This window comes from Mesorhizobium huakuii, from assembly GCF_014189455.1.
Taxonomy (GTDB): Bacteria; Pseudomonadota; Alphaproteobacteria; order Rhizobiales; family Rhizobiaceae; genus Mesorhizobium; species Mesorhizobium huakuii_A.
Window position 1 is genome coordinate 2,400,406 of sequence record NZ_CP050296.1, and the last position, 25,860, is coordinate 2,426,265.

Annotated in this window: 30 protein-coding genes, 1 other RNA gene and 1 pseudogene; 18 read left to right on the forward strand and 14 right to left on the reverse strand. The window is 62.3% G+C overall.

Annotated elements, in window-relative coordinates; all coding sequences use genetic code 11:
- Window positions 1-37: 37 nt before the first annotated feature.
- The 4 genes from trhA (at window position 38) to HB778_RS11805 (ending at window position 3,657) form a co-directional block, all read left to right on the forward strand.
- The gene (trhA, locus tag HB778_RS11790; protein ID WP_183463973.1) at window positions 38-724 is read left to right on the forward strand and encodes a PAQR family membrane homeostasis protein TrhA; all 687 of its coding nucleotides are present in this window, start codon (window positions 38-40) and stop codon (window positions 722-724) included.
- A 200-nt stretch (window positions 725-924) separates the two neighbouring features.
- Window positions 925-1,950: a MotA/TolQ/ExbB proton channel family protein gene (locus tag HB778_RS11795; RefSeq protein WP_183463975.1), complete on the forward strand. Its 1,026-nt coding sequence runs from the start codon at window positions 925-927 to the stop codon at window positions 1,948-1,950.
- A 1-nt stretch (window position 1,951) separates the two neighbouring features.
- On the forward strand, window positions 1,952-2,983 hold the full coding sequence (locus tag HB778_RS11800) for a peptidoglycan -binding protein (RefSeq protein WP_183463977.1): 1,032 nt from the start codon (window positions 1,952-1,954) through the stop codon (window positions 2,981-2,983).
- 248 nt (window positions 2,984-3,231) lie between these two features.
- A complete protein-coding gene (locus HB778_RS11805; protein ID WP_183463979.1) occupies window positions 3,232-3,657 on the forward strand; it encodes a hypothetical protein in 426 nt (141 codons plus the stop codon).
- 99 nt (window positions 3,658-3,756) lie between these two features.
- Here the strand turns inward: HB778_RS11805 and HB778_RS11810 are convergent, their stop codons facing one another.
- Entirely contained in the window at window positions 3,757-4,110 is a 354-nt protein-coding gene (locus HB778_RS11810; RefSeq protein WP_183463982.1) for a DUF1304 domain-containing protein, read from the reverse strand.
- A gap of 141 nt (window positions 4,111-4,251) precedes the next feature.
- On the opposite strand from HB778_RS11810, the gene HB778_RS11815 reads away from it, so the two are divergent.
- Both HB778_RS11815 and HB778_RS11820 read left to right on the forward strand, forming a co-directional pair.
- The gene (locus HB778_RS11815) at window positions 4,252-5,736 is read left to right on the forward strand and encodes a carboxypeptidase M32 (RefSeq protein WP_183463984.1); all 1,485 of its coding nucleotides are present in this window, start codon (window positions 4,252-4,254) and stop codon (window positions 5,734-5,736) included.
- A gap of 163 nt (window positions 5,737-5,899) precedes the next feature.
- On the forward strand, window positions 5,900-7,870 hold the full coding sequence (locus HB778_RS11820; RefSeq protein ID WP_183463986.1) for a DUF3857 domain-containing protein: 1,971 nt from the start codon (window positions 5,900-5,902) through the stop codon (window positions 7,868-7,870).
- Between the two features lie 54 nt (window positions 7,871-7,924).
- Here HB778_RS11820 and HB778_RS11825 read toward each other — a convergent pair whose 3' ends face one another.
- A complete protein-coding gene (locus tag HB778_RS11825; RefSeq protein WP_183463988.1) occupies window positions 7,925-9,724 on the reverse strand; it encodes an ABC transporter transmembrane domain-containing protein in 1,800 nt (599 codons plus the stop codon).
- A gap of 206 nt (window positions 9,725-9,930) precedes the next feature.
- Here HB778_RS11825 and rpmE point away from each other — a divergent pair, with 206 nt between their 5' ends.
- Entirely contained in the window at window positions 9,931-10,152 is a 222-nt protein-coding gene (rpmE, locus tag HB778_RS11830; RefSeq protein WP_010912060.1) for a 50S ribosomal protein L31, read from the forward strand.
- 104 nt (window positions 10,153-10,256) lie between these two features.
- Window positions 10,257-10,757 (forward strand): hypothetical protein, encoded by a 501-nt coding sequence (locus tag HB778_RS11835; protein WP_183463990.1) that lies wholly within the window; start codon window positions 10,257-10,259, stop codon window positions 10,755-10,757.
- A gap of 9 nt (window positions 10,758-10,766) precedes the next feature.
- On the opposite strand, the gene HB778_RS11840 is transcribed toward HB778_RS11835, so the two are convergent.
- Window positions 10,767-11,474: a hypothetical protein gene (locus HB778_RS11840; RefSeq protein WP_183463992.1), complete on the reverse strand. Its 708-nt coding sequence runs from the start codon at window positions 11,472-11,474 to the stop codon at window positions 10,767-10,769.
- A gap of 161 nt (window positions 11,475-11,635) precedes the next feature.
- On the opposite strand from HB778_RS11840, the gene HB778_RS11845 reads away from it, so the two are divergent.
- Window positions 11,636-12,736 carry a helix-turn-helix domain-containing protein gene (locus tag HB778_RS11845; protein WP_183463994.1) on the forward strand — a complete coding sequence of 367 codons (1,101 nt, stop codon included), beginning with the start codon at window positions 11,636-11,638 and terminating at the stop codon, window positions 12,734-12,736.
- A gap of 16 nt (window positions 12,737-12,752) precedes the next feature.
- On the opposite strand, the gene HB778_RS11850 is transcribed toward HB778_RS11845, so the two are convergent.
- On the reverse strand, window positions 12,753-13,382 hold the full coding sequence (locus HB778_RS11850) for a TetR/AcrR family transcriptional regulator (protein WP_183463997.1): 630 nt from the start codon (window positions 13,380-13,382) through the stop codon (window positions 12,753-12,755).
- 123 nt (window positions 13,383-13,505) lie between these two features.
- Between HB778_RS11850 and HB778_RS11855 the strand changes: the two genes are divergently transcribed.
- Both HB778_RS11855 and HB778_RS11860 read left to right on the forward strand, forming a co-directional pair.
- Window positions 13,506-14,339, forward strand: a complete 834-nt coding sequence (locus HB778_RS11855; protein ID WP_183463999.1) for an NAD(P)H-binding protein — start codon at window positions 13,506-13,508, stop codon at window positions 14,337-14,339.
- Between the two features lies 1 nt (window position 14,340).
- Window positions 14,341-14,817 carry a DUF1772 domain-containing protein gene (locus HB778_RS11860; RefSeq protein ID WP_183464001.1) on the forward strand — a complete coding sequence of 159 codons (477 nt, stop codon included), beginning with the start codon at window positions 14,341-14,343 and terminating at the stop codon, window positions 14,815-14,817.
- Window positions 14,818-14,908: 91 nt separating this feature from the next.
- Here HB778_RS11860 and HB778_RS11865 read toward each other — a convergent pair whose 3' ends face one another.
- Window positions 14,909-15,232 (reverse strand): SelT/SelW/SelH family protein, encoded by a 324-nt coding sequence (locus HB778_RS11865; RefSeq protein WP_183464003.1) that lies wholly within the window; start codon window positions 15,230-15,232, stop codon window positions 14,909-14,911.
- Window positions 15,233-15,274: 42 nt separating this feature from the next.
- Here HB778_RS11865 and HB778_RS11870 point away from each other — a divergent pair, with 42 nt between their 5' ends.
- The gene (locus HB778_RS11870; protein ID WP_183445108.1) at window positions 15,275-16,489 is read left to right on the forward strand and encodes an IS701 family transposase; all 1,215 of its coding nucleotides are present in this window, start codon (window positions 15,275-15,277) and stop codon (window positions 16,487-16,489) included.
- A gap of 196 nt (window positions 16,490-16,685) precedes the next feature.
- On the opposite strand, the gene HB778_RS11875 is transcribed toward HB778_RS11870, so the two are convergent.
- The 9 genes from HB778_RS11875 to ssrS all read right to left on the reverse strand — a co-directional run bounded on the left by HB778_RS11875 (window position 16,686) and on the right by ssrS (window position 21,595).
- Window positions 16,686-17,435: a YebC/PmpR family DNA-binding transcriptional regulator gene (locus HB778_RS11875; protein ID WP_183464005.1), complete on the reverse strand. Its 750-nt coding sequence runs from the start codon at window positions 17,433-17,435 to the stop codon at window positions 16,686-16,688.
- 193 nt (window positions 17,436-17,628) lie between these two features.
- On the reverse strand, window positions 17,629-17,805 hold the full coding sequence (locus HB778_RS11880) for a hypothetical protein (RefSeq protein ID WP_183464007.1): 177 nt from the start codon (window positions 17,803-17,805) through the stop codon (window positions 17,629-17,631).
- Window positions 17,802-18,569, reverse strand: coding sequence for a TerC family protein (locus tag HB778_RS11885; protein ID WP_183464016.1), 768 nt, complete (start codon window positions 18,567-18,569; stop codon window positions 17,802-17,804). Before HB778_RS11885 ends, HB778_RS11880 begins: the two co-directional genes overlap by 4 nt.
- Window positions 18,570-18,647: 78 nt before the next feature.
- Window positions 18,648-19,472 carry a TIGR00282 family metallophosphoesterase gene (locus HB778_RS11890; RefSeq protein ID WP_019861780.1) on the reverse strand — a complete coding sequence of 275 codons (825 nt, stop codon included), beginning with the start codon at window positions 19,470-19,472 and terminating at the stop codon, window positions 18,648-18,650.
- Window positions 19,469-19,756 carry a helix-turn-helix domain-containing protein gene (locus tag HB778_RS11895; RefSeq protein ID WP_095201110.1) on the reverse strand — a complete coding sequence of 96 codons (288 nt, stop codon included), beginning with the start codon at window positions 19,754-19,756 and terminating at the stop codon, window positions 19,469-19,471. Before HB778_RS11895 ends, HB778_RS11890 begins: the two co-directional genes overlap by 4 nt.
- 31 nt (window positions 19,757-19,787) lie before the next feature.
- Entirely contained in the window at window positions 19,788-20,069 is a 282-nt protein-coding gene (locus HB778_RS11900; protein ID WP_183464018.1) for a BrnT family toxin, read from the reverse strand.
- A 92-nt stretch (window positions 20,070-20,161) separates the two neighbouring features.
- Entirely contained in the window at window positions 20,162-20,650 is a 489-nt protein-coding gene (locus HB778_RS11905; RefSeq protein ID WP_183464020.1) for a DUF3592 domain-containing protein, read from the reverse strand.
- Window positions 20,651-20,758: 108 nt separating this feature from the next.
- Complete coding sequence (locus tag HB778_RS11910; RefSeq protein ID WP_183464022.1) at window positions 20,759-21,343, reverse strand: 5-formyltetrahydrofolate cyclo-ligase; 585 nt, start codon at window positions 21,341-21,343, stop codon at window positions 20,759-20,761.
- 96 nt (window positions 21,344-21,439) lie between these two features.
- A non-coding RNA gene (gene ssrS, locus HB778_RS11915) (6S RNA) lies at window positions 21,440-21,595 on the reverse strand.
- A gap of 136 nt (window positions 21,596-21,731) precedes the next feature.
- Between ssrS and HB778_RS11920 the strand changes: the two genes are divergently transcribed.
- From HB778_RS11920 to HB778_RS11945, 6 genes and pseudogenes are all read left to right on the forward strand, one after another.
- Window positions 21,732-22,571 carry an AAA family ATPase gene (locus HB778_RS11920; RefSeq protein ID WP_183464023.1) on the forward strand — a complete coding sequence of 280 codons (840 nt, stop codon included), beginning with the start codon at window positions 21,732-21,734 and terminating at the stop codon, window positions 22,569-22,571.
- Between the two features lie 78 nt (window positions 22,572-22,649).
- A complete protein-coding gene (locus tag HB778_RS11925; protein ID WP_183464025.1) occupies window positions 22,650-23,096 on the forward strand; it encodes a GNAT family N-acetyltransferase in 447 nt (148 codons plus the stop codon).
- A 62-nt stretch (window positions 23,097-23,158) separates the two neighbouring features.
- Window positions 23,159-23,353, forward strand: a complete 195-nt coding sequence (locus HB778_RS11930; protein WP_095201105.1) for a type II toxin-antitoxin system HicA family toxin — start codon at window positions 23,159-23,161, stop codon at window positions 23,351-23,353.
- Between the two features lie 64 nt (window positions 23,354-23,417).
- Entirely contained in the window at window positions 23,418-23,768 is a 351-nt protein-coding gene (locus HB778_RS11935; protein ID WP_244661893.1) for a type II toxin-antitoxin system HicB family antitoxin, read from the forward strand.
- Between the two features lie 6 nt (window positions 23,769-23,774).
- The gene (locus HB778_RS11940) at window positions 23,775-24,965 is read left to right on the forward strand and encodes a vWA domain-containing protein (RefSeq protein WP_183464027.1); all 1,191 of its coding nucleotides are present in this window, start codon (window positions 23,775-23,777) and stop codon (window positions 24,963-24,965) included.
- Between the two features lie 18 nt (window positions 24,966-24,983).
- Window positions 24,984-25,780: pseudogene (locus HB778_RS11945) on the forward strand (MBL fold metallo-hydrolase).
- Window positions 25,781-25,860 lie beyond the last annotated feature (80 nt).

Here is a 25,860-nt window from a genome sequence, read left to right on the forward strand (position 1 = left end):
CCGGCGGTTACAGATTAAAGGTGACGCAGGACGATTGATGACCAACACACCGCCGCAACTCGACATTCCGTTCATCGGGCGCTGGCACTATTCGCGCGCCGAGTTGATCGCCGACGGTATCGTCCATGCTGTCGGCATCGTGTTGGCGATCGCGGCCGGTTCGGCACTGCTGGCGCTGGCGGCGTTTCGGGTCGGGCCGGGCGAATACATCGCCGCCGCGTTCTATGTCGTTTCGCTGCTTACGGTCCTGTCGGTGTCGCTGGCCTACAATCTGTGGCCGGTGTCCTCCCCGGCTAAATGGGTTCTGCGGCGTTTCGATCACGCCGCGATCTACCTTCTCATCGCCGGCACCTACACGCCTTTTCTGGCCCAGATCGACGGCTCCCCGCTGGCAAGCTGGATGATCGTTTTGGTCTGGATCGCGGCCGCAACGGGCATCGCCATCAAGGTGTTCTTTCCCGGCCGTTTCGACCGGCTGGCTGTTGTCTTCTACCTCGCCATCGGCTGGAGTGGCGTCGTCCTAGTCAAGCCACTCGTCGAGACGCTGCCGACGACCTCGATCGTACTCATCGTCGCCGGTGGCGTCGTCTATTCCTGCGGCGTCATTTTCTTCGCCTGGAAGGGACTGCGCTTCCACAACGCGCTGTGGCACGGCTTTGTCGTCACCGGCGCCGGCCTGCATCTGGCGGCCATGGTCGACTGCCTGGTCATCAACCGGCTCTGACCTGGGTTTCGATCGTCGATCGCACGAGCGGCACACCGGCCTCACGGCAATATTGCCAAGCGCCATTCAATTTGGTCACAATTCCGTTTAGAGTCGCGAACTACGTGATCGGCGGCGCTGGAGCAATTCCAGGGAAAGTGTGAGCGGTTTCCCGTTCGGAATTGCGTAAAGGCAAATAGAGCATCGGAAACGGGGCACGGATGGCTTTTCTCAGATCCTTCGGCATGGGCAGGCGCTCCGACGTTCTGATCTACGATCCGCATAAATTGTCGAGTCCGCAGGTCTTCCTGCTGACCATGGTCATCTTCCTGGCCATCGTCGCCTTTATTGCCGCCATCCTGACCCGCCAGATCTCGACGGCTTTCGTCACCAATCCCGGGCTCAACGGCCTGATCATCGGCGTGCTCGTGGTCGGTATCCTGCTCGCCTTCGCCCAGGTCGGGCGGCTGTTCCGCGAAGTGCGCTGGGTCAACTCCTTCCGTGCCGGCTCGGAGACAACAGAACCGGTGCTGCTGGCGCCGATGAAGGCGATGATCGGCCGCTCCTCCGCGACAGCCTTTTCGACCTCCTCGATGCGCACCATGCTCGATTCCATCGCCACGCGCCTCGACGAAAGCCGCGACACCTCGCGCTATCTGGTTGGCCTCCTGGTGTTCCTCGGCCTGCTCGGCACCTTCTGGGGCCTGCTCAACACGATCGGCTCGATCCGCGAGACCATCGAATCGCTAGACCCCGGAACCGGTGACGCCGCGGCTGTGCTCGATTCGCTGAAGCAGGGGCTGTCGGCGCCGCTGGCCGGCATGGGCACGGCCTTCTCGTCCTCGCTGTTCGGTCTGTCCGGCTCGCTCGTGCTCGGCTTCCTCGACCTGCAGGCGGGCCGCGCCCAGACGCGCTTCTACACCGAGCTTGAGAACTGGCTGTCTTCGGTCACTGATCTCTCCTCCGACATCGTCGTCTCCGACACGGCCAAGACCGAATCCTCCGACGAGATTCGTGTGCTGTCGGAGCGGCTGCGCAGCATGCAGGAGAATGGCGGCGGCTCCAATCCGCGCGTCGCCACCGCCATGGCCAATCTCGCCGACGGCATTTCCGGCCTGGTCAAGAACATGCGCTCCGAGCAGCAGATCATGCGCGACTGGGTCGAGGCCCAGTCCGATGAGCAGAAGGCGATGCGCAACACGCTGGAAAAGATCGCCGACGCCCTGAAGAAGCCCGGGGTGCACTGACATGGCGCTTGCCAGGGGCCGGCGCACCGATCGCCGCATCGACTACTGGCCGGGCTTTGTCGACGCGCTGTCGACGCTGCTGCTCGCCATCATGTTCCTGCTCACCGTCTTCGTGCTGGCGCAGTTCCTGCTCGGCCGTGAAATCTCCGGCAAGGACACCGTCCTCAACCGGCTCAACTCGCAAATCAACGAACTGACCCAGTTGCTGGCACTGGAGCGCTCGACGGCGCAGGACAAGGACGATTCGCTCGCCAATCTGCAGGCGTCGCTATCGGCGGCCGAGGCGGAGAAGAGCCGGCTCGAACAGTTGCTGGCGCAAGGTGCCGGCGCCGGCGATGCCGCCAACCAGCGGGCCGCGGAACTGGGCGGCGAACTCGACAACCAGCGCCAGATCAGCCAGCAGGCGCTGAGCCAGGTCGAGATCCTCAACCAGCAGATCGCCGCCCTGCGCAAGCAGATCGGGGCGCTCGAGGATGCGCTCAACGTGTCCGAGACCCGCGACCGCGATTCCAACACCAAGATCGCCGATCTCGGTCGCCGCCTGAACGTCGCGCTTGCGCAGCGCGTGCAGGAATTGAACCGCTACCGCTCCGACTTCTTCGGGCGCCTGCGCGAGATCCTCGCCGACCGTGAGAACATCCGCATCGTCGGCGACCGCTTCGTCTTTCAGTCGGAAGTGCTGTTCCCGACCGGCTCCGAGGTGATCAACGATGCCGGTAAGGTCGAGATGAAGAAGCTCGCCGACGCCATCATCGAACTGCAGAAGGAAATCCCGCCCGAGATCAACTGGGTGCTGCGCGTCGACGGCCACACCGACAACAAGCCGCTCTCCGGCACCGGCCGCTATCGCGACAATTGGGAACTGTCGACGGCGCGTTCGACCTCGGTGGTCAAGTTCCTGATCGAGAACGGCGTGCCGGCCAACCGGCTGGTCGCTGCCGGCTTCGGCGAGTTCCAGCCGCTCGACCCCGCCGATACCGACGAGGCGCGCAACAAGAACCGCCGCATTGAACTGAAGCTCACCGAACGTTGATTTCTCATCACGCGAACTCACGCGAATTTGTTCGTCGGCTCAACTCTAGGGCGCAGACGGAGGCCGGCAAGGCCTGAAAACATTATCTTTTTTTAATTACACTTCGCACCGGAGCGCTCCTAGCTTGCTGCGCAGGGCCGAGAACCGCCGGCGATGCCTCCCATCGCGACGTGACGGAACTGGACGACCCAAACGGTCGGAAGGCGAGGCGGCAACGCCGCTCCCTTCCTAGCAGGAGGAAGCGCCCCATGCGCACATCAGCATCACTCAAGACTGCAACGCTTGCCGCAATTCTCATTGTCGCCCCGCTCGCTGGCGCCTATGCCGCGGGCCACCACAAGGGCGCTCTCGACGCGTCCGATCCGACCGACATGACCGGCCCGCGTGTCGAGGCCCTCATTCAACAGGCCCAGGGTCTTCACCAGGGCATCGTCGACGCCAGGCAGGCCAACAACATTACCCCGGCCGTAGCGGAACACCTGGAAATGCGCACCAACCAGATCAGCCAGGCCGCCGAGAAGATCGCCGCATCGGATCACGGCAGAATACCGGCCGCGCAATATCATGACCTTTTGCGTCATCTCGACCATGTCGAGCAGCGGCTGAGGGTCAACACCGGCAGCGGTTTCCTGATGGGTGACGGCTCCGACGGTGGAAACTATCCGAACGGCTGAGGCGATCCCGCCTGGAAACGGTCCAGGAGGAAGGGACCACCTGGCGCCTTCGGGACCCCAATCCCGCGGGCGTCCTTTTTCCTCACCAGCCCAGTCTGCCTACCAACCGAGCCAGATCGCGATCAGGGCGACCACTGCCGGCACGGTCTGGATGAACAGGATCTTGCGGCCAACCGTTGCCGCGCCGTAGAGGCCGGCAATGGCCACGCACAACAGGAAGAAGACCTTGACCTGAAAACCGGCGGCGCCGAGGTAAAGCCCCCAGATCAGGCCGGCGGCGAGGAATCCGTTGTAGAGGCCCTGATTGGCGGCAAGCACTTTCGAGGCCTTGGCGAATTCCGGCGTCAGGCGAAATGTCTTGTGCCCGCGCGGCGTGTCCCAAAGCACCATCTCGAGATAGACGATGTAGACATGGATCAAGGCCACCAGCCCGACCAGGATGTTGCCGATCATTCGCTCCCCCTTCATGCGTTGCCGGCAGCATTTCATGTGTGGCGCGGTCTACGCAAGGTGCATCTGCCGGACCGCATCTGAGGGTTGCCAACGCTTTTGCGTTGGTGTCTTTTCGCGCCGTCCTCAATCACGGAAGCCGCTATGTCCTTTCAGAAACTCGACGACCTCGGCCACAAGCTCGAAGCGCTTGAGCATGCGCTGGCCATCCTCGGCGCCGATGAAGCGACGCATATGGCCGTCGGCGGCGGCGAGAAGCGTGCCGAGGCGATGGCGGCACTTGCCGGCATGTACCACACCAGGGCGACGGCCCCGGAAATCGCCGACTGGATCGCCGCCGCCGAAGGCGAGGCGCTCGATGACGAGCAGCGCGCGGCTGTCGCCGAACTGCGGCGACAGTACACCAACCTGACATGCCTGCCGGTCGAATTCGTCGAACGCCAGACGACGGCGCGCATGCGTTGCGAGCAGCTGTGGCGCGACCTGCGCGCCAAGAACGATTGGGCTGACTTCCAGCCGGCGCTCGCGGGCGTGGTGGCGCTGGTGCGCGAAGAGGCGGCCCTGCGCTCCGACGTACTCGGCCTCGCCCCTTATGACGCGCTGATGGAGCAATTCGACCCCGGCAACCGCACCGTGGACATCACCCCTGTCTTCGCCGATTTGAAAGCCTTCCTCAAAGGCTTCGTGCCGGAGGCGCTGGCGATCCAGGAAGCGCGGCTGCGCAAGCATCCGCTGAAGCCGCTTTCGGGCACCTATGCGATCGAGAAGCAGCGCGAACTCGGCCTTGCCATGATGGCGGCGGTCGGTTTCGACCTGACGCATGGCTCGCTGTCGGTGTCGCACCATCCCTTCTGCGGCGGCGTGCCCAGCGACGTGCGCATCACCACCCGCTACAAGACATCGGATTTCCTGTCGGCGCTGATGGGCGTGCTGCACGAGACCGGCCATGCGCTCTACGAGCAGAACCTGCCGAAGGCATGGTCGCACTGGCCGCTCGGCAAGGCGCGCGGCATGGCCGTGCATGAAAGCCAGAGCCTGTTCGTCGAAAAGCAGATCGGCCGCAATCCTGCCTTCTGGCGCTGGGCGCTTCCGGTGGTGGAAAAGCATCTCGGCGAGGCCTGGTCGCTCGACGATCTCTTGCCGCATGTGCATCGCGTCGAGCGCGGCCTGATCCGCGTCGACGCCGACGAGGTGACCTATCCGCTGCATGTCATCCTGCGCTACGAACTGGAGCAGGAGCTGGTCTCGGGCCGGCTGGAGGTTGCCGATCTGCCCGAAGCCTGGGACGCCAAGATGCGCGACTATCTCGGCCTCTCCACATTGGACAACCCGGCCGACGGGCCGATGCAGGACGTGCATTGGCCGGGTGCCGCCTTCGGCTACTTCCCGTCCTACACGCTGGGCGCGATGATGGCGGCGCAGCAATGGGCCGCGCTGACGCGGGAGCATCCCTCCGCCGACGACGATCTGGCGAAAGGCAATTTCGCCGCCATCAATGATTGGCGCCGCAAGAAGATATGGTCGCAGGGGTCGCGCTGGTCGACGCCGGAGCTGCTCGAACGCGCCACCGGCGAAAAGCTCAACGCCGTGTATTTCGTCAATCACCTGAAGCAGCGCTACGGCGGATGAGATCGGCCGTCCCGTTTCGGTGACCAGCGGCAGTGAACAAGGATGGCTGGCTGTGAAGCGTCATCGCCTGGCGGCGATCTTGCAGGATCGCCACTACTTTTCTATCACTGGTGGTATCCGACGATATTGCGAGACGTGCGGATCATGAGGGCGGGTACTTCCGGTGACATCTTCTGCGATCACGCGGCTTTTCGTCTTGATTGCCTTTACGCTTTTCTGCGCCCCGGCCATGGCCGACGCCGAGATCCACAAGGGCAGCCCTGGCGCCTGGATCGACCGGATCGAGCTTCCGAAGGCGGACCCGCATCTCGACAGCCGGATCAAAAGCGGCATCTCCAATCTTGTCTCGGAATATCAGATCCGGCAGCAGCCCGGTGGCATCGAGGCCTTCGACCACTATGCCTACAGGATCGTCGACCGCACCGGGCTTGAGCGCGGCGCCGCTATCAATTTCGAGTTCGACCCGGCGACATCGCAGGTCACGATGAACTGGCTGAACATCATCCGCGACGGCGTGGTCATCGACCGGCTGCCCGGAGCCACTTTCGATGTGTTCCGGCGCGAAAAGGATGCGGAGAAGGGCCTGTTCGACGGCTGGCTCACGGCTTACGTGAATGTCGACGATGTCCGTGTCGGCGACATCATCGACTATGGCAAGACCACCGTCAGGACACCGATCGTCGGCGCCGACCTGTTTTTCCACTCGGTCGCCATGGCCTGGGGCGAACCCATCGCGCTCATCCGCGAGAAGGTCGTCTGGCCGGCAAACCAGCCCTTGAACATCCGCCAGGTGCGCACCGACATCCAGCCGGATATCAAAACCGACGGTGCGTTGAAAACCTACACCTGGCAAAGCTTCAACCCTGCACCGGTCAAGCCCGAGGAAAACCTGCCCGCGGATTTCCTGACCTACCCGACGATCCAGATCTCCTCGACAGCCAAATGGCAGGACGTCGTCGATGCGATGTTGCCCTACTACCGGCTCGACCAGGAATTGCCGGCCGCCTTCGCATCGAAGCTCGATGATATCGCCGCCAGATACGCCAGCCCGGAAGACCGGATGATCGAGGCGATGCGGCTGGTTCAGGACACCATCCGTTATGTCAGCCTGTCGATGGGTCGTGGCTCCTACATTCCCCGCAGCCCCAGCACCGTGATTGCCTCGGGCTTCGGCGATTGCAAGGACAAGGCGCTGCTTCTTGCCTCCAGCCTGCGCCGGCTCGGCGTTCAGGCTGACCCGGCCTTGACCGATCTTGATGACGGACTGGCGCTTGGCGACATGCTGCCGACGATCCGCGCCTTCGACCACGTCATCGTCAAGGCGACGATCAAAAGCCAGACCTACTGGATCGACGCGACCAATTACCTGCAGGGTGGCCGCGCCGAGAACCTTGTTCCGCCCGACTATGGCTTTGCCTTGCCGATCGTCGCCGGCAGCGCGCGGATGGAACGGATGGAGCGCAAGGAGCTCTTCCAGCCGACCACCTTCGTCAGCGAGGCGTTCGATTTTCCCAAACTCAAAGGCGAGGCGCTCAAGCTGACGGTCAGCACGACCTATCGGGACGCTGATGCCGACTCAATGCGCTACAGGCTGGTTTCGCAATCGGCCACCAAGCTCGCCGACGACTATCTCCAGTATTACAACCGGCAGTATCCGGGGATGACCAGCCTGGCGCCGTTGTCGACACATGACGATCGCGACGGCAATGTCGTCACCACGGTCGAATCCTACGAGCTGCCGGCCGAGGACCTCGACGCCGATGATCTCATCAAGAATTTTCCGTTGAAGGCGGATGTCGGCATCAACAATTTGCCGGAGCCGGACATGGTTGGCAGGACCGGGCCAATCTGGCTTGGCAGCCCGATCTTCAAGCACCATCAGTGCATCGTCAAAAACCTGAAGGCGGCGTTTGTCGGTCCCGAAAAATCCGACGACGTGATCACGCCCTATGTCGCCTTCAAGGCGCGCTGGTCGAGCACACCGACCGAATTCCAGGTCGACTGGTTTCTCAAGACGATCGGCGACCGCGTTCCCGCCAAGGATGTCGGTTCGTATCTGAGGTCACGCAGGAAGATGAGCGACAATTCCTCCTGGAGCTACAATTTCGGCTATGCCGAAACCGAGGCGAATTGAGCCGCCAAGGCAATTGCGGTGAAAAGGTCTCCGACCGGAGGCCACCCGGAAAAGCTACTCGGCTGCGCCCCTGAAGGCGCTGGCGCCGGTCTCGAACTGTAGCTTGGCCAGCCTGGCATAGATGCCGCCCTTGGCGACCAGGCTCTGATGCGTGCCTTCTTCGACGATGCGACCGCCATCCATCACCAGGATCCTGTCGGCCTTCAGCACCGTCGCCAGCCGGTGGGCGATGACGATGGTGGTGCGGCCCCGCATCAGCCGTTCCAGCGCCGTCTGCACCAAGGTCTCGCTTTCGGCGTCGAGTGCCGAGGTGGCTTCGTCGAGCAGCAGGATCGGCGCGTCGCGCAGGATGGCGCGGGCGATCGCCACACGCTGGCGCTGGCCGCCGGACAGCGTCACGCCGCGCTCGCCGACCTGGCTGTCGTAGCCGTTCTCGAGCTTGAGGATGAATTCATCGGCCAGCGCGTCCTTCGCCGCCGCCTCGATCTCGGCATGGACTGCCCCCGGTCGGCCAAAGCCGATATTGTCGCGCGCGCTCGCCGCGAAGATGGTGACATCCTGCGGCACGATGGCGATGCGCTCGCGCACCGAAACCGGATCGGCTTCGCGCACGTCGACGCCATCGATCAGGATCTTGCCGGTCTCGGGATCGTAGAAGCGCAGGATCAGCGAAAAGACCGTGCTCTTGCCCGCCCCCGAGGGACCAACGATGGCCACCGTCTCACCGGGCATGACCTGGAAACTCAAGCCGTGGACGGCGGCACGGTCGGGCCGCGCCGGATAGGAGAAGGAGACGTCGTCGAAGACGATCGCGCCCTTGGCGACCGCCGGCAGCGGCTTCGGATTGGACGGCGCCTGGATCGCCGGCTTTTCGGCCAGAATCTCGGTCAGCCGTTCGGCAGCACCCGCCGCTTGTGCGAGCTCGCCCCAGACTTCCGAGAGCGCGCCGAGCGCGCCGGCGGCAAACACCGAATAGAGCAGGAACTGGCCAAGTGTGCCCGGCGATATCGTGCCCTCGAGCACGTCGCGCGAGCCGAACCACAGCACCGCGACGACAGACGAGAATATGGTGAAAATGGCGAAGAAGGTGAGGAAGGAGCGCGCGAAGATCGAGGCGCGCGCCGCCTCGAAGGCGGCTTCCACCGCACCCGAAAACCGTCCGGTGACCAGTTTCTCATTGGTGAAGGCCTGCAAGGTGCGCACCGCGCCGATCTGCTCGCTGGCATAGGCTGTCGCCTCGGCAAGCGTGTCCTGCGCCTGCCTTGACTTGCGCCGCACCGAACGGCCGAAGGCGACCAGCGGCAGCACGATGACGGGAATGGCGGCTATGACCAGGAAGGACAGTTTCGGGCTGGTGATGACCATCATGCCGACCGCGCCGAGGCCGAGGATAACGTTGCGCAGCGCAACCGAGGCCGTGGCGCCGACCGCCGATTTGACCTGCGTGGTGTCGGCGGCAAGCCGCGACACGATCTCGCCCGACTGGGCCGTATCGAAGAAGGCAGGCGACAGCGTCGTCACATGGGCAAAGACATCGCGCCTGATGTCGGCGACGACGCGTTCGCCCAGCGTAATGACGAAATAGTAGCGGCAGGCCGATGCCGCCGCCAGCATGGCGGCCATCGCCACCAATGCGGCGAAATATTCAGCGATGAAGGTGGTGCTGGCCGACGAGAAACCATGGTCGATCATGCGCCGCACGGCCAGCGGCAGCGCCAATGTCGTTGCCGCCGCGATGGCCAGCGAGATGAGGGCGCCGACGACCAGCGTGCGATATCCAGTGATATAGGGGAACAGGCGCCTGAGCGGCTTGAGCGAGCGTCGGCGCTCGTCTGCGCTGCTGATTTGCGCCATCTCGATGTTTCCTCTAGCCGCTTAAGCTTTATGCGCTTCAATATGCGCTTGCCGCGGCCTTGTGATTCAATTCCGCCTGATGTATAGGCTCGCCGACCGTTTTAGAAGCCGTGGCTCCTCAATAGCTGCGGCTTCGAGTTTTAAAAAGAGGCGCATCGACGCAGGCTTATGCCCGTCAGCCGCGCCGGCAAGCCAGGAACCGAGCCATGAAGAGCGCTATTCATCCCGACTACCACACCATCAAGGTCGTCATGACCGACGGCACCGAATACACGACCCGTTCGACCTGGGGCAAGGAAGGCGATACGATGAACCTCGATATCGACCCGACCACGCACCCGGCCTGGACCGGCGGCCAGCAGACCCTGCTCGACCGCGGCGGCCGCCTGTCGAAGTTCAAGAAGCGTTTCGAAGGTTTCGGCCTCTAAGCCAACTTCGGCATTGTCGCAGATCAAAAACCCGCCTCCGAGGCGGGTTTTTTGTTGACCTCAAATGGCCGTATTGGGACGAAGTCGTCATCAGGGAGAGTGACATGTCTATTCTCGACGATATCAGATGGTCCGGCCTCAAAGGCGGGTACAAGGTTATCTACGATCCGCGGCCGGCCTTGCAAAAGCTGGCCGTTCACTACACCAGCAAGTCGGCCTGGGATGAACTCTGGAATGAACTGCATCATCAGGGGGATGTCGGGGACGCTTCCTATGCTGCCGTTGTGGAAATCGCTCGTATCTCCGAAGACCACGCTCCGGCCTATTGGGGTGCTTACGGTCTGGCCGCGACGATCGAAGAAGCGCGATTGCTCGATGACCAGAACCCACCGGTTCCGGATTGGATCGAACCGCACTACAGCGTAGCGTGGCAGACGCTTCTGCACCTAGCATTGCGGGACCTGGCAACTTCGACTGACGACGAGACCGCGAACTGTGCGTTGGCTGTTGTCGCGCTCCGTCGAGGCAGGCTGAGCCTTGCCCGCATGGCGATGTGCGCAGAGGATGAGCGCGCGGAAATGCTTCGCAGCTATTTCGGCACATAGCGCGCTTGTTCAACGAATGGTGGCGCGAACAAAGTCCCCCTTGATGACGACCGAGGGCTTGGCACCGGCGGTGTTGGCAAGCGCGCTGTCGACTAAGGACGCCGTCGCGGTGACTGAATAGTTGATCGCAGCCCCCTGGCCGAAAGACAGCGTGGCATCCAGCGCCTTGCCGGTGATGGTGATGTTTTCGTCCTTCCTGACGCTGCCAAAGGCGAGATTGGCTTTCAGCGCGTCGCCTTTGAGGTCGACGGTCGAGGCATGCCCGTTCAGCGAAACGTCGGCGGCCTTGCTGGTTATGGCGATGCTCGAGAAATTCCCCGCCATGTTGGCCTGCAGCGCCGCCTGGTCGATCGACACCGAACTTTCGGGCTGAATGTTGGCGTAGATCTCGACCCTGCAGTCGGAGGGATCCAGCCATGAGGCGGGGGCAACGTCGATACGCAATGTCGAAGCCTCCAGCTTCATGTCGCTGGCAAGGCTGCAGTCATCGGCGAACCAACTCGAATACCAGCGCGCGAACCAGCCTTCGCGGCGGCTGCCGATCATCGCCTGGTACGGCGCCGAGGCCGAAGTGGTGAGCCTGACGGAACTGGCTTCGCCGGTGATGACGACGGCGCTCACACCGGCGAGATCGAGCGTCTTGCCGGCATCTCCGCTCGCCGGTGACGCAAGGGCTGCGCTGCCGAATGACAGCAGGCCAAGAATTGCGGATTTCATTGATATCTCCGATCATGTGTGGCGGTCCCGGCTGGACCGTGGCGTTTGTCGGAGTGGCCGGGAATGTCGATTTCCGCGACCTCGATCGCGATCCGGGACGACCGTGAACGCAATCCAGGTCATCGTCGGTCGCTGCCAGCCCTGGAACCACGCTTGCTATCATGATCTTCATTCCCCTGCCGTTCGTCGTCTCCCTGCTGCTCGTCATCCTGCTCATACAGATGATCCGCCGAAACGAGGCCGACCTGCGCGAGAACATCGCCTTCATGCTGCTGATGGCGGTCTACGCCTTGCAGTCGGTGCTGATCGGCATCCGCTGGGGTTATGATGCCAGGGTCGTCATGCCGTTCCTGTCGGTGATGGCGACGCTGATCGCGCCGCTTGCCTGGATCGCCTTCAGCAGCCTGACGAAGGAACGCTCGGAGCATCGGCTGGCACGGCTGTGGCCGCATCTGCTGCCGGCCTGGCTGGTTGCCCTGCTGCTGATCTTCTGGCGCGAGCCGGTCGGGCCGGTGATCATCCTGGTGTTCCTGTCATATGGGCTGGCACTTCTTTGGCTTGCGTTGGCCGGCCCCGATATCCTCGTCGAATCGCGCCTCGACGGCGTCTTGCGATCCTACCGATCGCTGTGGGTGACGGCGCTGGCGATCCTCGTGTCGCCGATCACCGACATCATCATCAGTTTCGATCTGCAGTGGACTGGCGGTGCTCATTCCGGCGCGGTCATTGCCGGCGGCAACGTGCTGGCGCTGTTGCTGCTCGGCGGCGCTGCCGCGGTCGCCAGCGAAGCCGCTGCTTCGGACGAGGACGAAGAGGATCGGCCTCAGGTGGAAACACCACAGGCAACCAGCGAAGATTCCGCGATCGCGGCGGCGGTCGACGCGCTGATGCGGTCGAAGGAACTCTACAAGGACGTCGATCTCAACCTTGGGCGCATCGCCAGGCGGCTCGGCCTGCCGGCTCGGCAAGTGTCGTCGGCGATCAATCGCATCCACGGATCGAGCGTGTCGCAATATGTCAACAACCAGAGGATCGACGAGGCGCGCCGGCTGCTGGCTGCGACGGACGAACCGATCACCCGCATCATGTTCGACGCCGGTTTCCTCAGCAAATCGAACTTCAATCGCGAGTTCCTGCGCATCACCGGCCTGAGCCCGAAGGCATGGCGGCTTGAGCACCAGCCGCCAGGCGGTGCGATGTCGGCCACATCCTTGCCAGCCACATCCTTGCCGGCCACATCTTTGCCGGCAGGAGGAAAATAAACAGGCGCAACGCCACTCAGTCTCCGGCCAATTCCCTCAGCGCCATGCGCTTGTAGGCGGCGACCAGCCTGTCGCCCTCCTGCCGCTCGACCGAGATGGCCAGCCTTACCGCAGCCTCGCCCATTTGCCAGACGAGAAACGCCGTCGTCTCCAGGGCGACCGGATCGGCGCCGGGACGCAAGCGCTTCAGCACCGCCACGAGGAATTCGGCATTGGCGCGGCTGTCGGCGAGTTCCAGCTGGCGCAGCGCCTTGTCGGCCTGGGTGCCCGACCAGATGTCGCGCATCACCGGCTCGGCCAGGAACAGCCCGTAATAGATATCGACCAGCTCTGAAAAGGCTTGGTTCAGCCCTTCCACATCGCTGACATCGGCAAGTGCCGCCGAGATACAGGCCTGGCTTTCGGCGGTGTAGCGCTCGGCCAGTGCCCAGATGATCGCCCGCTTGTCGGGAAAGAACTGGTAGAGCGAGCCGATCGACACCCCTGCCCGTTCCGCGACTTCGCCCATGCGCATGGCGTCGCTGCCTTGCTCGGTGATCAGCGCCGAGGCGGCCGCCAGCATGCGCTCCACCCGCTCGCGGCTGCGCTGCTGGCTTGGCGCCCGCCGTGGCGAAGCGATCTGCTCATTGGCCGGCGTGCCTTCCATGGACTGTCTCCAACAACGCATTCGGCAAAATCGCCGAGGTAATGGCTTGACTCGCAAAATACGAGGGTTTATCACGTTTTGCAAATGTGAGGATTGCTCATGTTTTAAACAAGGAAACCAGAGATGACCAACACGACAACCAAACCAATCCTGATCCTCGGCGGCACCGGCAAGACCGGCCGCCGTCTCGCCGAGCGGCTGACGGCGCGCGGCATTCCGGTACGGATCGGCTCCCGTTCCGCCACGCCGCGCTTCGACTGGGAAGTCCCCGCAAGCTGGGCTCCTGCACTCGAGGACGTCAGCGCGGTCTACATCAGCTACTACCCCGATATCGCCGTGCCGGGCGCCGCCGAAGTGATCGCTGCCTTCGCCCGCCTTGCGGTGCGGCATGGCGTTCGCCGGCTGGTGCTGTTGTCTGGCCGCGGCGAGCACGAGGCGCAGCGCGCCGAAGAGATGCTGAAAGCTTCCGGGGCCGACTGGACGATCCTGCGCTGCGCATGGTTCTCGCAGAATTTCAGCGAAGGCTTTCTCGTCGAGCCGCTGCTGGCGGGCGAGGTGGCACTGCCGGTCGGGCCTGTCGGCGAACCCTTTGTCGATGTCGACGACATCGCCGACGCTGCCGAAGCGGTGCTGACTGAGCCCGGTCATGTCGGCCAGCTCTATGAGCTCACGGGGCCGCGGCTGTTGAGCTTCGCCGGCGCGGTCGCCGAAATTGCCAAGGCAGCAGGGCGCGACATCCGCTTTGTCAGAATTTCGCATGACGAGTTCACGACCGCTGTCGCGTCGCATGAACTGCCACCCGAAATCGTCTGGCTGCTCGATGAGCTGTTCACCCAGGTGCTCGACGGCCGCAACGAGTCGCTCACCGACGGCGTCCAACGCGTGCTCGGCCGTGCACCGAAAGACTTTTTCGCCTACGCAACCGAAACCGCCGCAACCGGCATTTGGAGTAACTGAGATGATCAAGCTTGTCCCCGCCCTCACCATCATCGCCGCGATCAGCTCGGGCGTCGTCGGCGGTGTGTTCTTCGCCTTTTCCAACTTCGTCATGGCAGCACTTGCCCGGCTGCCCGTCCCGCAAGGCATCGCGGCGATGAATTCGATCAACATCACGGTGATCACGCCGACTTTCATGACAGCACTTTTCGGCACCGGCCTCATCTGCCTCGTGCTCATTGCCGCTGCTCTCTTGGGCTGGAGCCAGTCGGGCACCTATTGGCTGCTCGCCGGCGCCGCGATCTATTTCGTCGGCAATCCGATTGTGACCATGGTCTTCAACGTGCCGCTCAACGATGCGCTTGCCGCCGTCGACCCCGCCAGCAGCAATGGCGCCGCCGTGTGGGCGAACCATCTGAGCCAATGGGTGATGTGGAACCACGTCCGCACCATCACCGCCATCGTGGCGATGGCCTGCTTTATCTTCGCATTGCTCTAGAGCAATTCCAGGAAAAGTGTGAAGCGGTTTTCCGTCCGGAATTGCGTTAAAACAAGGAGTTAGAGGCCTTATACAACGCAAAAGACTCCGCTCAGGCGGGGTCTTTTTGCGTGTGCCCCTTCGACGTGTGACCCTTGCGGTCGGAATGACCGAGATCGCGATCCGGGTCGATCACGTCGCGCACCAGCTGCTTGAGTTTTGCCGCATCGGGAAAGCCGCCGTCGCGCTTGCGGTCCCAGATGAGAACCTCATTGCAGGAGACGGTGAAGATGCCGCCGGTACCAGGCACCAGCGTCACTTCGCCAAGATCCGTGCCGAAGGTGGAGAGCAGTTCCTGCGCCATCCAGGCGGCGCGCAGCAGCCACTGGCACTGCGTGCAATAGGTGATGCGGATGGTGGGCTTCTCGCCTAGCATTACAGTTGCATATTTATCTACGGTCTGAATCTATGGGTCTCCATGATTCGGAGGTCATGGATGACAGGTGCATCAATCGAGACGACGCTTGAGCTTTGGGCATCATCGCTGCGTGACGTGAAGGCTCGCATGCGCGGACTGTTTACGCAGGAGCGAGTTGCAGCCTCTGCGAACCTCTTCCTGGACGGCCTGCTGGGTGACGAGCGGCGTAAGACAGGTTGGATGCGCGCTGAGGCGGCCGGTGACCCCGGCCCGTGGCGGCAACAAGCCGTTCTGGGTCGCGGGCGTTGGGACGCGGACGCACTTCGCGACATCGTGCGAGAGTATGTTGTAGAAAACCTCGCCACGGATGATGCGGTCCTGGTCATCGACGAGACGGGCTTCCTCAAGCAGGGCAAGACGTCGTGCGGTGTTGCGCGTCAATATACAGGTTCGGCAGGCAAGATAACGAACTGCCAGATCGGTGTGTTCGCCGCCTATGTGTCCGCTCGCGGTCATGCCTTTATCGACCGGGCCTTGTACTTGCCCAAAAGCTGGACCGGAGATCGGGCAAGGCTTGCAGCAACCCATGTTCCTGAGGCTATAGCCTTCGCTACCAAGCCAGGCTTGGCTGTCGATATGATACGGCGTGCGCTGGCAGCCGATGTGCCGTTTTCATGGGTGGCCGCAGATGCGGTGTATGGCGTCGGGGACGTCGAAGGAACCCTGCGCCGAGCCTGCAAAGGCTACGTTCTTGGGGTCAAATCGGACCACCATTTCGGCTCCTGGTCGGGTAAGCCTCCGGTCGCCGGCACAGCTCAGGAGATCGCCCGTGATCTTGATCCAACTGCATGGCAGCGTCTTTCCGCCGGTGAGGGCACCAAAGGCGCGCGGCTTCATGACTGGGCCTACTGCGAACTCGCCGATCTCGATGCCGACGAATATAACGAGACGAAATCGGGGCTTTGGACCCGTGGCCTCCTAATCCGGCGCAATATCAGCGACGGTGATCTCGCATTCTTCACCACATGGTGCCCGGCCGGGACGGGCATCCAGACGCTCGTTTCCGTTGAAGGCCATCGCTGGGCGATCGAAGACAGCTTCGAGACCGCCAAGAACGAGCTCGGACTCGATCACAACGAAACCCGGTCATGGCATGGCTGGCATCGCCACGTCTCCCTCGTCATGCTGGCCTTCGCCATGATGGCGGTGATCCGATACCGCGCCAATGACGTGACGCCCCAAAAAAGACCGCGGATGCCGACCATCAGGATTTGATCCGCTGGTCTATCCAGGAAGTCCGGCGCATCGCCATCAGACTCGCCCAGCGTCGCATAAAACCCGCCTACGTCATCGCATGGTCATGCTGGAGGCGCGCCCATCAGGCGGCCGCTCGACGAGCTCATCTGAAATCTAAACCGCAACTGTAATGCTAGGTCGGACTGGGCCACACTCATCTCGGACGGGGCTCCGCTCATGCCGCGCTGAGCTTGGCCAGCGTCTCTTCGTCGACTTCGAAGTTGGCGTAGACGCTTTGCACGTCATCGTCGTCCTCGAGCGTGGCGACCAGCTTCATCAGCGACTGTGCCCGCTCCTCGTCGACCGGAACATTGTTCTGCGGCCGCCAGATCAGCTTCACCGATTCCGCCTCGCCGAGCGAGGCTTCGAGTGCCTTCGACACCTCGCCGAGATTCTCGAAGGCACAATAGATCGTGTGACCTTCCTCGTCGCTTTCCACGTCATCGGCACCGGCTTCGATCGCCGCTTCCATGACCTTGTCGGCGCTGCCGGCCGACGCCGGATAATAGATTTCGCCAACACGATCCCACATGAAGGACACCGATCCGGTTTCGCCCATCGCGCCGCCCGCCTTGGTGAAGGCCGCGCGCACATTCGACGCCGAGCGGTTGCGGTTGTCGGTCAGGGCCTCGACGATGACGGCGACGCCGCCCGGGCCATAGCCTTCATAGCGCACGGCCTCGTAGTTTTCGGCATCGCCCATCGAGGCCTTGTTGATGGCGCGCTGGATATTGTCCTTCGGCATCGACACGGCCTTGGCGTTCTGGATCGCCAGTCGCAGGCGTGGATTCATCGACGGATCGGGCGTGCCGCTCTTGGCGGCGACGGTGATTTCGCGCGCCAGCTTGGAAAACATTTTCGACCGCACCGCGTCCTGACGGCCCTTGCGGTGCATGATGTTCTTGAACTGTGAATGGCCAGCCATGGCACCCCTGTCGTCTTCTCGGCTAGAGCATCTCGCGGCCAGGTGGATCACCTCGCTTTTGCAAAATGCTCGAATTCAAAATTCAGAGCGTCCCAGGTGCAACCCGTGGAAGCACGGCGGTCTCTGTCGGAATGGCCGGCTTATAGATAAATCGGCTCAATTCGTCCAGCCGCGCTGTGCTGCGGGCAGGCGCTCAGGATCGTCGCTTTTCCTGCCTGCGGCCAACATGGATGCTTCGGCGAGCTTGAGACCAACTATCGGACGGCACTTCCGGAATGTCCGAAGTGTCGATCTTGTGGTCAGGCAAATCAGCCAGCTTGGCTAACTGATCGCGCTGATCCTGGCTGAGATCATTGATAGTCATATTCAATGCCCGTCGCCTGACTTCGCCTTCTTGCGCCGCCTCGCCAGCATGTTGAGCCCTTCGACCAGCGCCGAGAAACCCATCGCCGCGTAAATGTAGCCCTTGGGCACGTGGTAGCCCATGCCGTCGGCGATCAGCGTCATGCCGATCATCAGCAGGAACCCCAGCGCCAGCATGACGATGCTGGGGTTCTTGGCGATGAAGTTGGCGAGCGGCCCCGCCGCCAGCATCATCACGGTGACGGCCACGATCACGGCGATATACATGATGGCGATCTCGTCGGTCATGCCGACGGCGGTGATGATGGAATCGATCGAGAAGACGAGGTCGAGCAGCAGGATCTGGAAGATCGCGCCGGCAAGGCTGATCTGCAGCGTCCCGCCCAACATCGTGTCCTGATGATCGTCGGGATCGACCGTGTGGTGGATCTCCTTGGTCGCCTTCCAGACCAGGAACAGGCCACCGGCGACCAGGATCAGGTCGCGCCAGGAGAAACCGTGACCGAAAGCGGTGAACACCGGCGTCGTCAGCTGGACGATGATCGAGATGGTGGCGAGCAGCACCAGCCGCATGACCAGCGCCGCCGAGATGCCGAGCCGGCGGGCGCGGGCCCGTTGCGCTTCCGGCAGCTTGTTGGTCAGGATCGAGATGAAGATCAGATTGTCGATGCCGAGCACAATCTCCAGCACCACCAGCGTCAGCAAGGCGACCCATGCCGTTGGATCGGAGACGAATTGAAAATGCGGCGCAAGAAATTCGATAAGCTGCATGGAGGTCGTTTTCCCCTCGTTTAACGATCTGAAGCAGATGTCGTCGGCAGTTAGGTACTGCGTGCGCCTATATCAATGTCATGACCAGAAGGATGGAGCCGTTTCTTCGAGTCTCGGCCCGCGACGAAACGGCGCGATCTTCTCGGTCAGTCCTGTACGATCGGAAATATTGACGCCAACCCCACACAATGTCGCCGGTCCGGTCGCCGCCTCGAAACGCCCCTTCGGCACTTTCGACAGGAACCGGTTGAGCGGTTCTTCCTTGTCCATGCCGAGCGAGGAATCGTAGTCGCCGCACATGCCGGCGTCCGACAGATAACCGGTGCCGCCATTGAGGATCTGGTGGTCGGCGGTCGGCTGGTGCGTGTGGGTGCCGACGACCAGGCTGGCGCGGCCGTCGACGAAATGCGCGAAGCACATCTTTTCCGAGGTCGCCTCGGCGTGGAAGTCGATCACTACGGCATCAGCCTGCTCGCCGAGCGGGCAGGCGGCAAGCTCACGCTCGCCGGCCTGGAACGGATCGTCGAGCTCGGGATGCATGAACACCCGGCCCATAATGTTGGCGACCAGCACCCTAGCCCCGCTCCTGGCGATATAGACGCCAGAGCCGCGCCCCGGCGTGCCCTTGGGAAAATTCGACGGGCGCAGGAAGCGTTCTTCGCGCGGCGCGAAGGCGAGCGCGTCGCGCTGGTCCCAGACATGGTTGCCGGTGGTGACAACATCGGCGCCGGCCGCGATGGTCTCGCGAAAGATCTCTTCGGTGATGCCGAAGCCACCGGCGGCATTTTCGCCGTTGACGATGACGAAATCGAGTTTGAAATCCGAGATCAACCCGGGCAGTTGTTCCCACACTGCCGTGCGTCCCGTCTTGCCAACCATGTCGCCGAGGAAAAGAAGTCTCATGCGGCGCTACGCGTGCCGAGCGCCCGCGATACCGTTTCCGGCTCCTTGGCGATAACCTGCAAATAGGCCTGTGCTGCCTGGTCCGGCTCGGTTCTTCCTTGCTCCCAGTCTCTGAGCGTACCGAGCGGAATGCGATAGCGGACCGAAAACTCCTCCTGGGTGAGATGCAAAGCCCGACGGATCACTTTGACACGCGCGACAGGTGCCATGCCCGGCCGATCCGTGGCGATCGGAGGATTGTCCTTGTCCGCCAAAGCGCCAGCCTCCGCATCCGCGTCGCTCATCGTGCGCAGGCGGTCCCAATCGGTCTCGGATTCAGTCCCTGCGTGCTTGGTCATATGCTTTCTGCTCATGGCGCGTCGCCTTTCTGGCGGAGATCAGTCTTATTCGGTCGCCGCGTTCGGTGTAAACCACCGTCAGCACCAATCCGTTGACGATGCCGATGCCGATGAACCGCTCCCCCTCGTAGCCCATGGAGCGATCGGAATAGTGCAGCGCATGAATGTCATCGAACAGGCGCTTGGCATCGGAAAATGCCACACCATGCTTGGCAAGATTGCTCGCTGCTTTCTCGTCGTCCCACTCGAATTCAAGCATGCCAACCTACTGGAATTCAGTAGTATTGCCAGACGGGCATAAACGTCAAGCCGTGAACCGGCGCAATTCGCCCTCGGTCAGCACTTCTGCCTCTAACGCCGACCGAAAGTACCACGCTGCTGTTGGCCCTGCTTTGCGACCGCGCCAATGACGCGAACAGGCGACGACGGCGACGGCGGCTTCCGTCCGCGCAACCAGAAAAACCAGACATAGAAGACGATGAAACCGCCCGTAACGGCAACAAGCAACAGCCCACCGCGCCAGCCCTTCATCGCGGCGGTATCGAGCTTCGAAGGATCGGCAGGGTCGTAGTACAACTCCACCTTGTCGCCCACGACTGCCTTGTAAAGGCCGATGATCTTTCCCTTGCCGGACCAGCTCATCGGCGCGTCATTGGCCACATAGGCGACGGCTACATTGATGCCATCCGTGGTGAGGCCGCTTTCCTGCTTTTCGCTGTAGGGACTGACAGAGGTCACGGTGGCAACCGTCTGCTGCCAGGCGGCCTGGTGATGCAGGGAGGTTCCGATGATGTGCAATGCCATCGCCAGCAACGTCACCGCGATCAGGACGAACGGCATCAGCAGGAAGCGTGCAACGACAAAAACCATGGTCGCCATCGGCCCGGACTGTATTGCAGGAATACTATCCGGTATGTCTTGGAAACGCGTTAAGCAGATCGCGATATTTTAAGCGATGCCGAAGCGGCGCAACCCGCTCTCGGTGAGTATTTCCGGGATGACCACGTCATGGTTCTCGTCCGGAACCTGCGCCACCTCCTGGCAGTCGAAGGCGATGCCGATCAGCCTGGGCGTATGCCCCTTGTCGACGAGCCTGGCGATCGCGCGGTCGTAATAGCCGGCGCCGTAGCCGATGCGGTGGCCGCGCGCATCGAAGGCGGCGAGCGGCACCAGCATCACCTCGGGATCAAGCACCTCGGCCTCTTCATGGGGCCCGACCGTGCCAAAGCCCATGTCCACCATCGGCGCGCCGCGCACCAGTTCGCGAAAGACGATCGTGGTCTTGTCGAGAATGGCCGGCAGGCAAAGCCTGGCGCCCTGTTCGCGCAGGGCAAACATCAAGGGCCTGACGTCGACTTCCGAACGCATCGGCCAGAAGCCGGATACGATCTGACCGGGCTCGATAGCAAGATGATCGCGCGCCGTCTCGGCCATTTCGAGCGCCATCTCCACCCGCCAGAATTCGTCGAGCGCATCGCGGCGTCCAAGCGCCTGGAGCCGCAGCTGTTTTTTCTGGTCTTTGAGAGATGTCATGCGCGGACGATAGAAAAGGCCGGATACGGATGGCGTTTTGGGAGCGACGTTTTCTACCGCATCATCCACCGCAATGCATGGATGCGCTGCAAGAAGTGACGATCCACACAACCGGTGGAGAGAGCGATCCCGGGAACCTACAAAGTAGGTGGGCGCCGTGTGAGAAAACCCACGGGTCTTCCCAGGGACAGCTCCCTAAGGATCGTTAAGGCCCCGGGGAAAATGTTCTCCTGCCGGGAAGCACAGACCGTCCTCCCCAATATAGGCCGCTCATCGGTCAAGCGCCAGTGACGCAGGTGGCCTCGGCGGCTTTATTCGCCTCCCGCGTCGCGCCCTTGCACAGGCCGGGCGGCGTCCTTACGCTCACGGAATGAACCAAGGAGCAAAAATGCGTTTCGAAGGCACGGCGGCCTATGTCGCCGACAAGGATCTGATGGTGGCCGTCAACGCGGCGATCGCGCTGGAGCGGCCCTTGCTGGTCAAGGGCGAGCCCGGAACCGGCAAGACCGAGCTAGCCCGCCAGGTGGCGGCGGCACTCGGCCTCGATCTCATCGAATGGCACGTCAAATCGACGACGCGGGCACAGCAAGGCCTTTACGAGTATGACGCCGTGTCGCGGCTGCGCGACAGCCAACTCGGCGATGCCAGGTTCAATGACATCAAGAACTACATCAAGCGCGGCAAGCTCTGGGAGGCATTCGCGGCGGGCAAGAAGGTCGTGCTTTTGATCGACGAGATCGACAAGGCCGACATCGAATTCCCCAACGACCTGCTGCAGGAACTCGATCGGATGGAGTTCTTCGTCTACGAAACCGGCGAGACCATCCGCGCCGCCGTCCGCCCTATCGTCATCATCACCTCCAACAACGAGAAGGAACTGCCGGACGCCTTTCTGCGCCGCTGCTTCTTCCACTACATCCGCTTTCCCGACGTCGACACGCTGCACAGGATTGTCGATGTCCACTATCCCGGCATCAAGCAGAACCTGGTGCGCGCGGCCCTCACCCAGTTCTACGAGATCCGCGAGGTGCCAGGCCTGAAGAAGAAGCCGTCGACCTCCGAGGCGCTCGACTGGATAAGGCTGCTGGTCGCCGACGACATCGCACCCGAGGATTTGCGCGCCGACCCGAAAAACGCACTGCCCAAACTGCACGGTGCGCTGCTGAAGAACGAACAGGACGTGCATCTGTTCGAGCGGCTGGCCTTCATGGCGAGGCGGCAGCAATAGCGCTTTCCCCTTCTGTGGACCGTTGCTGCCAGTCGGACAGGAAGGCAGCTTCGGCTCAGAACCTTCGGAGGAGATGAAATGTCTGAAATTATTGTCCGCCCGCTCGCGCAGTCCGACCATGCCGACTGGAAGCGCCTGTGGACCGACTATCTCACCTTCTACGAGACCAAGCTGCCGGAAGAGGTCTACGCCGTCACCTGGAAGCGGCTGTTTACGGAAGGTGAGTTCGAGCCGAAAGGTTTTATTGCCACCTTCGACGGCAAGGCGGTCGGCCTCACCCACTATCTCTACCACCGCTCAGGCTGGTCCGAGAAAAACAATTGCTACCTGCAGGATCTGTTCGCTGACCCAGACGTGCGCGGCAAGGGCATCGGTGCGGCATTGATCAAGGCGGTGAAGGACGCTGCAGAAAAAAACGGCGTCAAGAACGTCTATTGGATGACGCACGAGACCAACACAACGGCTCGCAAGCTCTACGACCACGTAGCGCGCCGCACCGGCTTCATCGAGTACGACCTGCTGTGAAGAAAGTTGACGATTGAAATAGCAGCTTTTGCGCAATATATTGCGCATGATCAGGAGTGTGGATGCCACTGATCGAGACCAATACGCGCAAGATCGTCACAAGGCTTTTGCGCGACGGTTGGCTAAGTGTCGGCGGCGGCAAGCACGACAAGTATGAGCATTCGGACCGACCCGAGGTGATAATCATCGTGCCTCGGCATCGTGAACAATCTCCCGGTGTCGCCCGGTCGATCGCCCGACTGGCTGGATGGATTTGAGGACGGACCGCATGACGCATTATGTCGGAATTCTAGATGGCGCGAGGGATGTCTGGGGGTGCGGGTGCCTGATCTTCCCGGCTGCCATGGTGGCGGCGCAAGCCCCGAAGAGGCCATTGCCGACGCGACGTCCGCCGTGCGCGAATGGGCCGAAGCACGCTTGGCAAAACATCTGCCTCTGCCTGGATCCAGTACAGTTGCCGAGCTGCTCAAACAGGGTGAAATCGACAGCGCCTCAGGTGAATCCGCCGTGATGATACCGGTGCTGATCGACTCCGGCCGCCCCGTCCGGGCCAATCTATCGCTCGACGCCGGTCTCCTGGCGGCGATCGACGAGGAAGCCGGCCGGCGTGGCTTGACACGTTCCGCCTTCATTGCAAGCGCTGCTCGAGAGAAGATCGAGGGCCATAGATAACTGACCATGTTCATCCCCTTCTTCCTCGAACTGAAGGCCGCACGTGTCCCCGTTTCGCTGCGGGAATATTTGTCGCTGCTGGAAGGGTTGGAAGCCGGACTGGTCGACTATGACGTCGAGGGTTTTTACTACCTGGCCCGGGCTGCTCTGGTGAAGGACGAGCGCCATATCGACCGCTTCGACCAGGTGTTCGCGCATGCCTTCAAGGGCATCGAGGCGCTGGGCGGAACGGATGCGGTCAATGTCGCCAATATTCCCGAGGAATGGCTGCGCCGCCTTGCCGAAAAGCACCTGACCGAGGAAGAGAAAAAGCTGGTCGAGGCGCTCGGCGGTTTCGAAAAGCTGATGGAGACGCTGAAACAGCGGCTCGAGGAACAGAAAGGCCGTCACCAGGGCGGCTCGAAATGGATCGGCACCGGCGGCACTTCGCCCTTCGGCGCTTATGGCTACAATCCCGAAGGCGTGCGCATCGGCCAGCACGAAAGCCGCAACCGGCGTGCGGTGAAAGTGTGGGACAAGCGCGAGTTCCGGAATTTCGACGATGCCGTCGAGCTCGGCACCCGCAACATCAAGATCGCGCTGAAGCGGCTGCGCCGCTGGGTGCGCGAGGGCGCCGAGGAGGAATTCGACCTGCCCGGCACCATCCATGCCACCGCCGAGCACGGCTATCTCGACGTGCGGACGCGGCCCGAACGGCGCAACGCCCTGAAACTGCTGATGTTCTTCGATGTCGGCGGCTCGATGGACGACCACATCAAGAGCGTCGAAGAGCTGTTTTCGGCGGCGCGGGCCGAATTCCGCCAGCTCGAATATTTTTACTTTCACAACTGCCTCTATGAGGGCGTGTGGAAGGACAACCGGCGACGCCACGCCGAGGTGATCCCGACCTTCGACCTTCTCCACAAATACGGTCCAGACTACAAGGTGATCGTCGTCGGCGACGCTTCGATGAGCCCTTACGAGATCGCCCACCCCGGCGGGTCAGTGGAACACTGGAACCCGGAGGCCGGCGCCGTCTGGCTTGGCCGCCTGCTGCAGCAATGGCCGAATGCGGTATGGCTCAATCCCGAGAGCGAGAAGAACTGGGGCTACACCCATTCCATCGCCATGATCCGCGACATCTTCGGCGGCCGCATGTTCCCGCTGACGCTGGCCGGGCTCGAAAGCGCGACGAAGCAGCTTTCCAGAAAGCATTGAAAGACCTACGGGAGATCCATGACCTGCTTCCTCTGCCTGCAGTGTGGCGTCCAGTTCGCGGCGACGGAGACACCGCCACAACACTGCCCGATCTGCGAAGACGAGCGGCAGTTCGTGCGCTGGGAGGGCCAGGCCTGGATCACGCCGCAGGAGCTCGCCGCCGGGCATCGGCTGATGATGCGGGACGATGCCGGCGTGCTCGGCTTCGGCATCGAGCCGCGCTTCGCCATCGGCCAGCGGGCGCAGCTGGTGCAGACGCAGCACGGCAATGTGCTGTGGGACTGCGTCTCGCTGGTCAGCGACGAGGCCGTGGCCGAGATCACCCGCCGCGGCGGCCTGGTGGCCATCGCCATCTCGCACTGCCATTTCTATTCGGCGATGGGTGAATGGAGTGACGCGTTTGGCGGCGTGCCGATCTATCTCCATGCCGATGACCGCCAATGGATCATGCGGCCGCATCCCTCGATCGTCAGCTGGCAAGGCGAGACACTGGCCATAAACCCGTCGCTGACACTCATCCGCTGCGGCGGCCATTTTCCCGGCAGCCAGGTGCTGCACTGGCAGCGCGAGGGCGGCAACGCGCTGCTGACCGGCGACACCGTGCAGGTGACGCCGACGCGCCGCCATGTTAGCTTCAGTACAGCTATCCCAACCAGATACCGCTCAACGCGGCGGCCGTACGCCGCATCGCGGCAGCACAGGAACCCTTCGACTTCGACGACATCCGTGGCGCATGGTGGGAGCTGAATATTATCAGCGGCGGGAAGGCGGCGTTCAACGCATCGGTCGCTCGTTATCTCGCGGCCATCGCATGACAGGCGATCGAAAATGCGAGAAAATCCGGTAACAAATGCCTATGTTGGTGCGAATATGAGGTTGCAATCAACAACGAGCC

Excerpts from the sequence above, each read along its gene's own strand:
- trhA (WP_183463973.1), top strand. The coding sequence starts at position 38 with ATGACCAACACACCGCCGCAACTCGACATTCCGTTCATCGGGCGCTGG.
- HB778_RS11795 (WP_183463975.1), top strand. The coding sequence starts at position 925 with ATGGCTTTTCTCAGATCCTTCGGCATGGGCAGGCGCTCCGACGTTCTG.
- HB778_RS11800 (WP_183463977.1), top strand. The coding sequence starts at position 1,952 with ATGGCGCTTGCCAGGGGCCGGCGCACCGATCGCCGCATCGACTACTGG.
- HB778_RS11805 (WP_183463979.1), top strand. The coding sequence starts at position 3,232 with ATGCGCACATCAGCATCACTCAAGACTGCAACGCTTGCCGCAATTCTC.
- HB778_RS11810 (WP_183463982.1), bottom strand. The coding sequence starts at position 4,110 with ATGATCGGCAACATCCTGGTCGGGCTGGTGGCCTTGATCCATGTCTAC.
- HB778_RS11815 (WP_183463984.1), top strand. The coding sequence starts at position 4,252 with ATGTCCTTTCAGAAACTCGACGACCTCGGCCACAAGCTCGAAGCGCTT.
- HB778_RS11825 (WP_183463988.1), bottom strand. The coding sequence starts at position 9,724 with ATGGCGCAAATCAGCAGCGCAGACGAGCGCCGACGCTCGCTCAAGCCG.
- rpmE (WP_010912060.1), top strand. The coding sequence starts at position 9,931 with ATGAAGAGCGCTATTCATCCCGACTACCACACCATCAAGGTCGTCATG.
- HB778_RS11835 (WP_183463990.1), top strand. The coding sequence starts at position 10,257 with ATGTCTATTCTCGACGATATCAGATGGTCCGGCCTCAAAGGCGGGTAC.
- HB778_RS11840 (WP_183463992.1), bottom strand. The coding sequence starts at position 11,474 with ATGAAATCCGCAATTCTTGGCCTGCTGTCATTCGGCAGCGCAGCCCTT.
- HB778_RS11845 (WP_183463994.1), top strand. The coding sequence starts at position 11,636 with ATGATCTTCATTCCCCTGCCGTTCGTCGTCTCCCTGCTGCTCGTCATC.
- HB778_RS11850 (WP_183463997.1), bottom strand. The coding sequence starts at position 13,382 with ATGGAAGGCACGCCGGCCAATGAGCAGATCGCTTCGCCACGGCGGGCG.
- HB778_RS11855 (WP_183463999.1), top strand. The coding sequence starts at position 13,506 with ATGACCAACACGACAACCAAACCAATCCTGATCCTCGGCGGCACCGGC.
- HB778_RS11860 (WP_183464001.1), top strand. The coding sequence starts at position 14,341 with ATGATCAAGCTTGTCCCCGCCCTCACCATCATCGCCGCGATCAGCTCG.
- HB778_RS11865 (WP_183464003.1), bottom strand. The coding sequence starts at position 15,232 with ATGCTAGGCGAGAAGCCCACCATCCGCATCACCTATTGCACGCAGTGC.
- HB778_RS11870 (WP_183445108.1), top strand. The coding sequence starts at position 15,275 with ATGATTCGGAGGTCATGGATGACAGGTGCATCAATCGAGACGACGCTT.
- HB778_RS11875 (WP_183464005.1), bottom strand. The coding sequence starts at position 17,435 with ATGGCTGGCCATTCACAGTTCAAGAACATCATGCACCGCAAGGGCCGT.
- HB778_RS11885 (WP_183464016.1), bottom strand. The coding sequence starts at position 18,569 with ATGCAGCTTATCGAATTTCTTGCGCCGCATTTTCAATTCGTCTCCGAT.
- HB778_RS11890 (WP_019861780.1), bottom strand. The coding sequence starts at position 19,472 with ATGAGACTTCTTTTCCTCGGCGACATGGTTGGCAAGACGGGACGCACG.
- HB778_RS11895 (WP_095201110.1), bottom strand. The coding sequence starts at position 19,756 with ATGAGCGACGCGGATGCGGAGGCTGGCGCTTTGGCGGACAAGGACAAT.
- HB778_RS11900 (WP_183464018.1), bottom strand. The coding sequence starts at position 20,069 with ATGCTTGAATTCGAGTGGGACGACGAGAAAGCAGCGAGCAATCTTGCC.
- HB778_RS11905 (WP_183464020.1), bottom strand. The coding sequence starts at position 20,650 with ATGCCGTTCGTCCTGATCGCGGTGACGTTGCTGGCGATGGCATTGCAC.
- HB778_RS11910 (WP_183464022.1), bottom strand. The coding sequence starts at position 21,343 with ATGACATCTCTCAAAGACCAGAAAAAACAGCTGCGGCTCCAGGCGCTT.
- HB778_RS11920 (WP_183464023.1), top strand. The coding sequence starts at position 21,732 with ATGCGTTTCGAAGGCACGGCGGCCTATGTCGCCGACAAGGATCTGATG.
- HB778_RS11925 (WP_183464025.1), top strand. The coding sequence starts at position 22,650 with ATGTCTGAAATTATTGTCCGCCCGCTCGCGCAGTCCGACCATGCCGAC.
- HB778_RS11930 (WP_095201105.1), top strand. The coding sequence starts at position 23,159 with ATGCCACTGATCGAGACCAATACGCGCAAGATCGTCACAAGGCTTTTG.
- HB778_RS11940 (WP_183464027.1), top strand. The coding sequence starts at position 23,775 with ATGTTCATCCCCTTCTTCCTCGAACTGAAGGCCGCACGTGTCCCCGTT.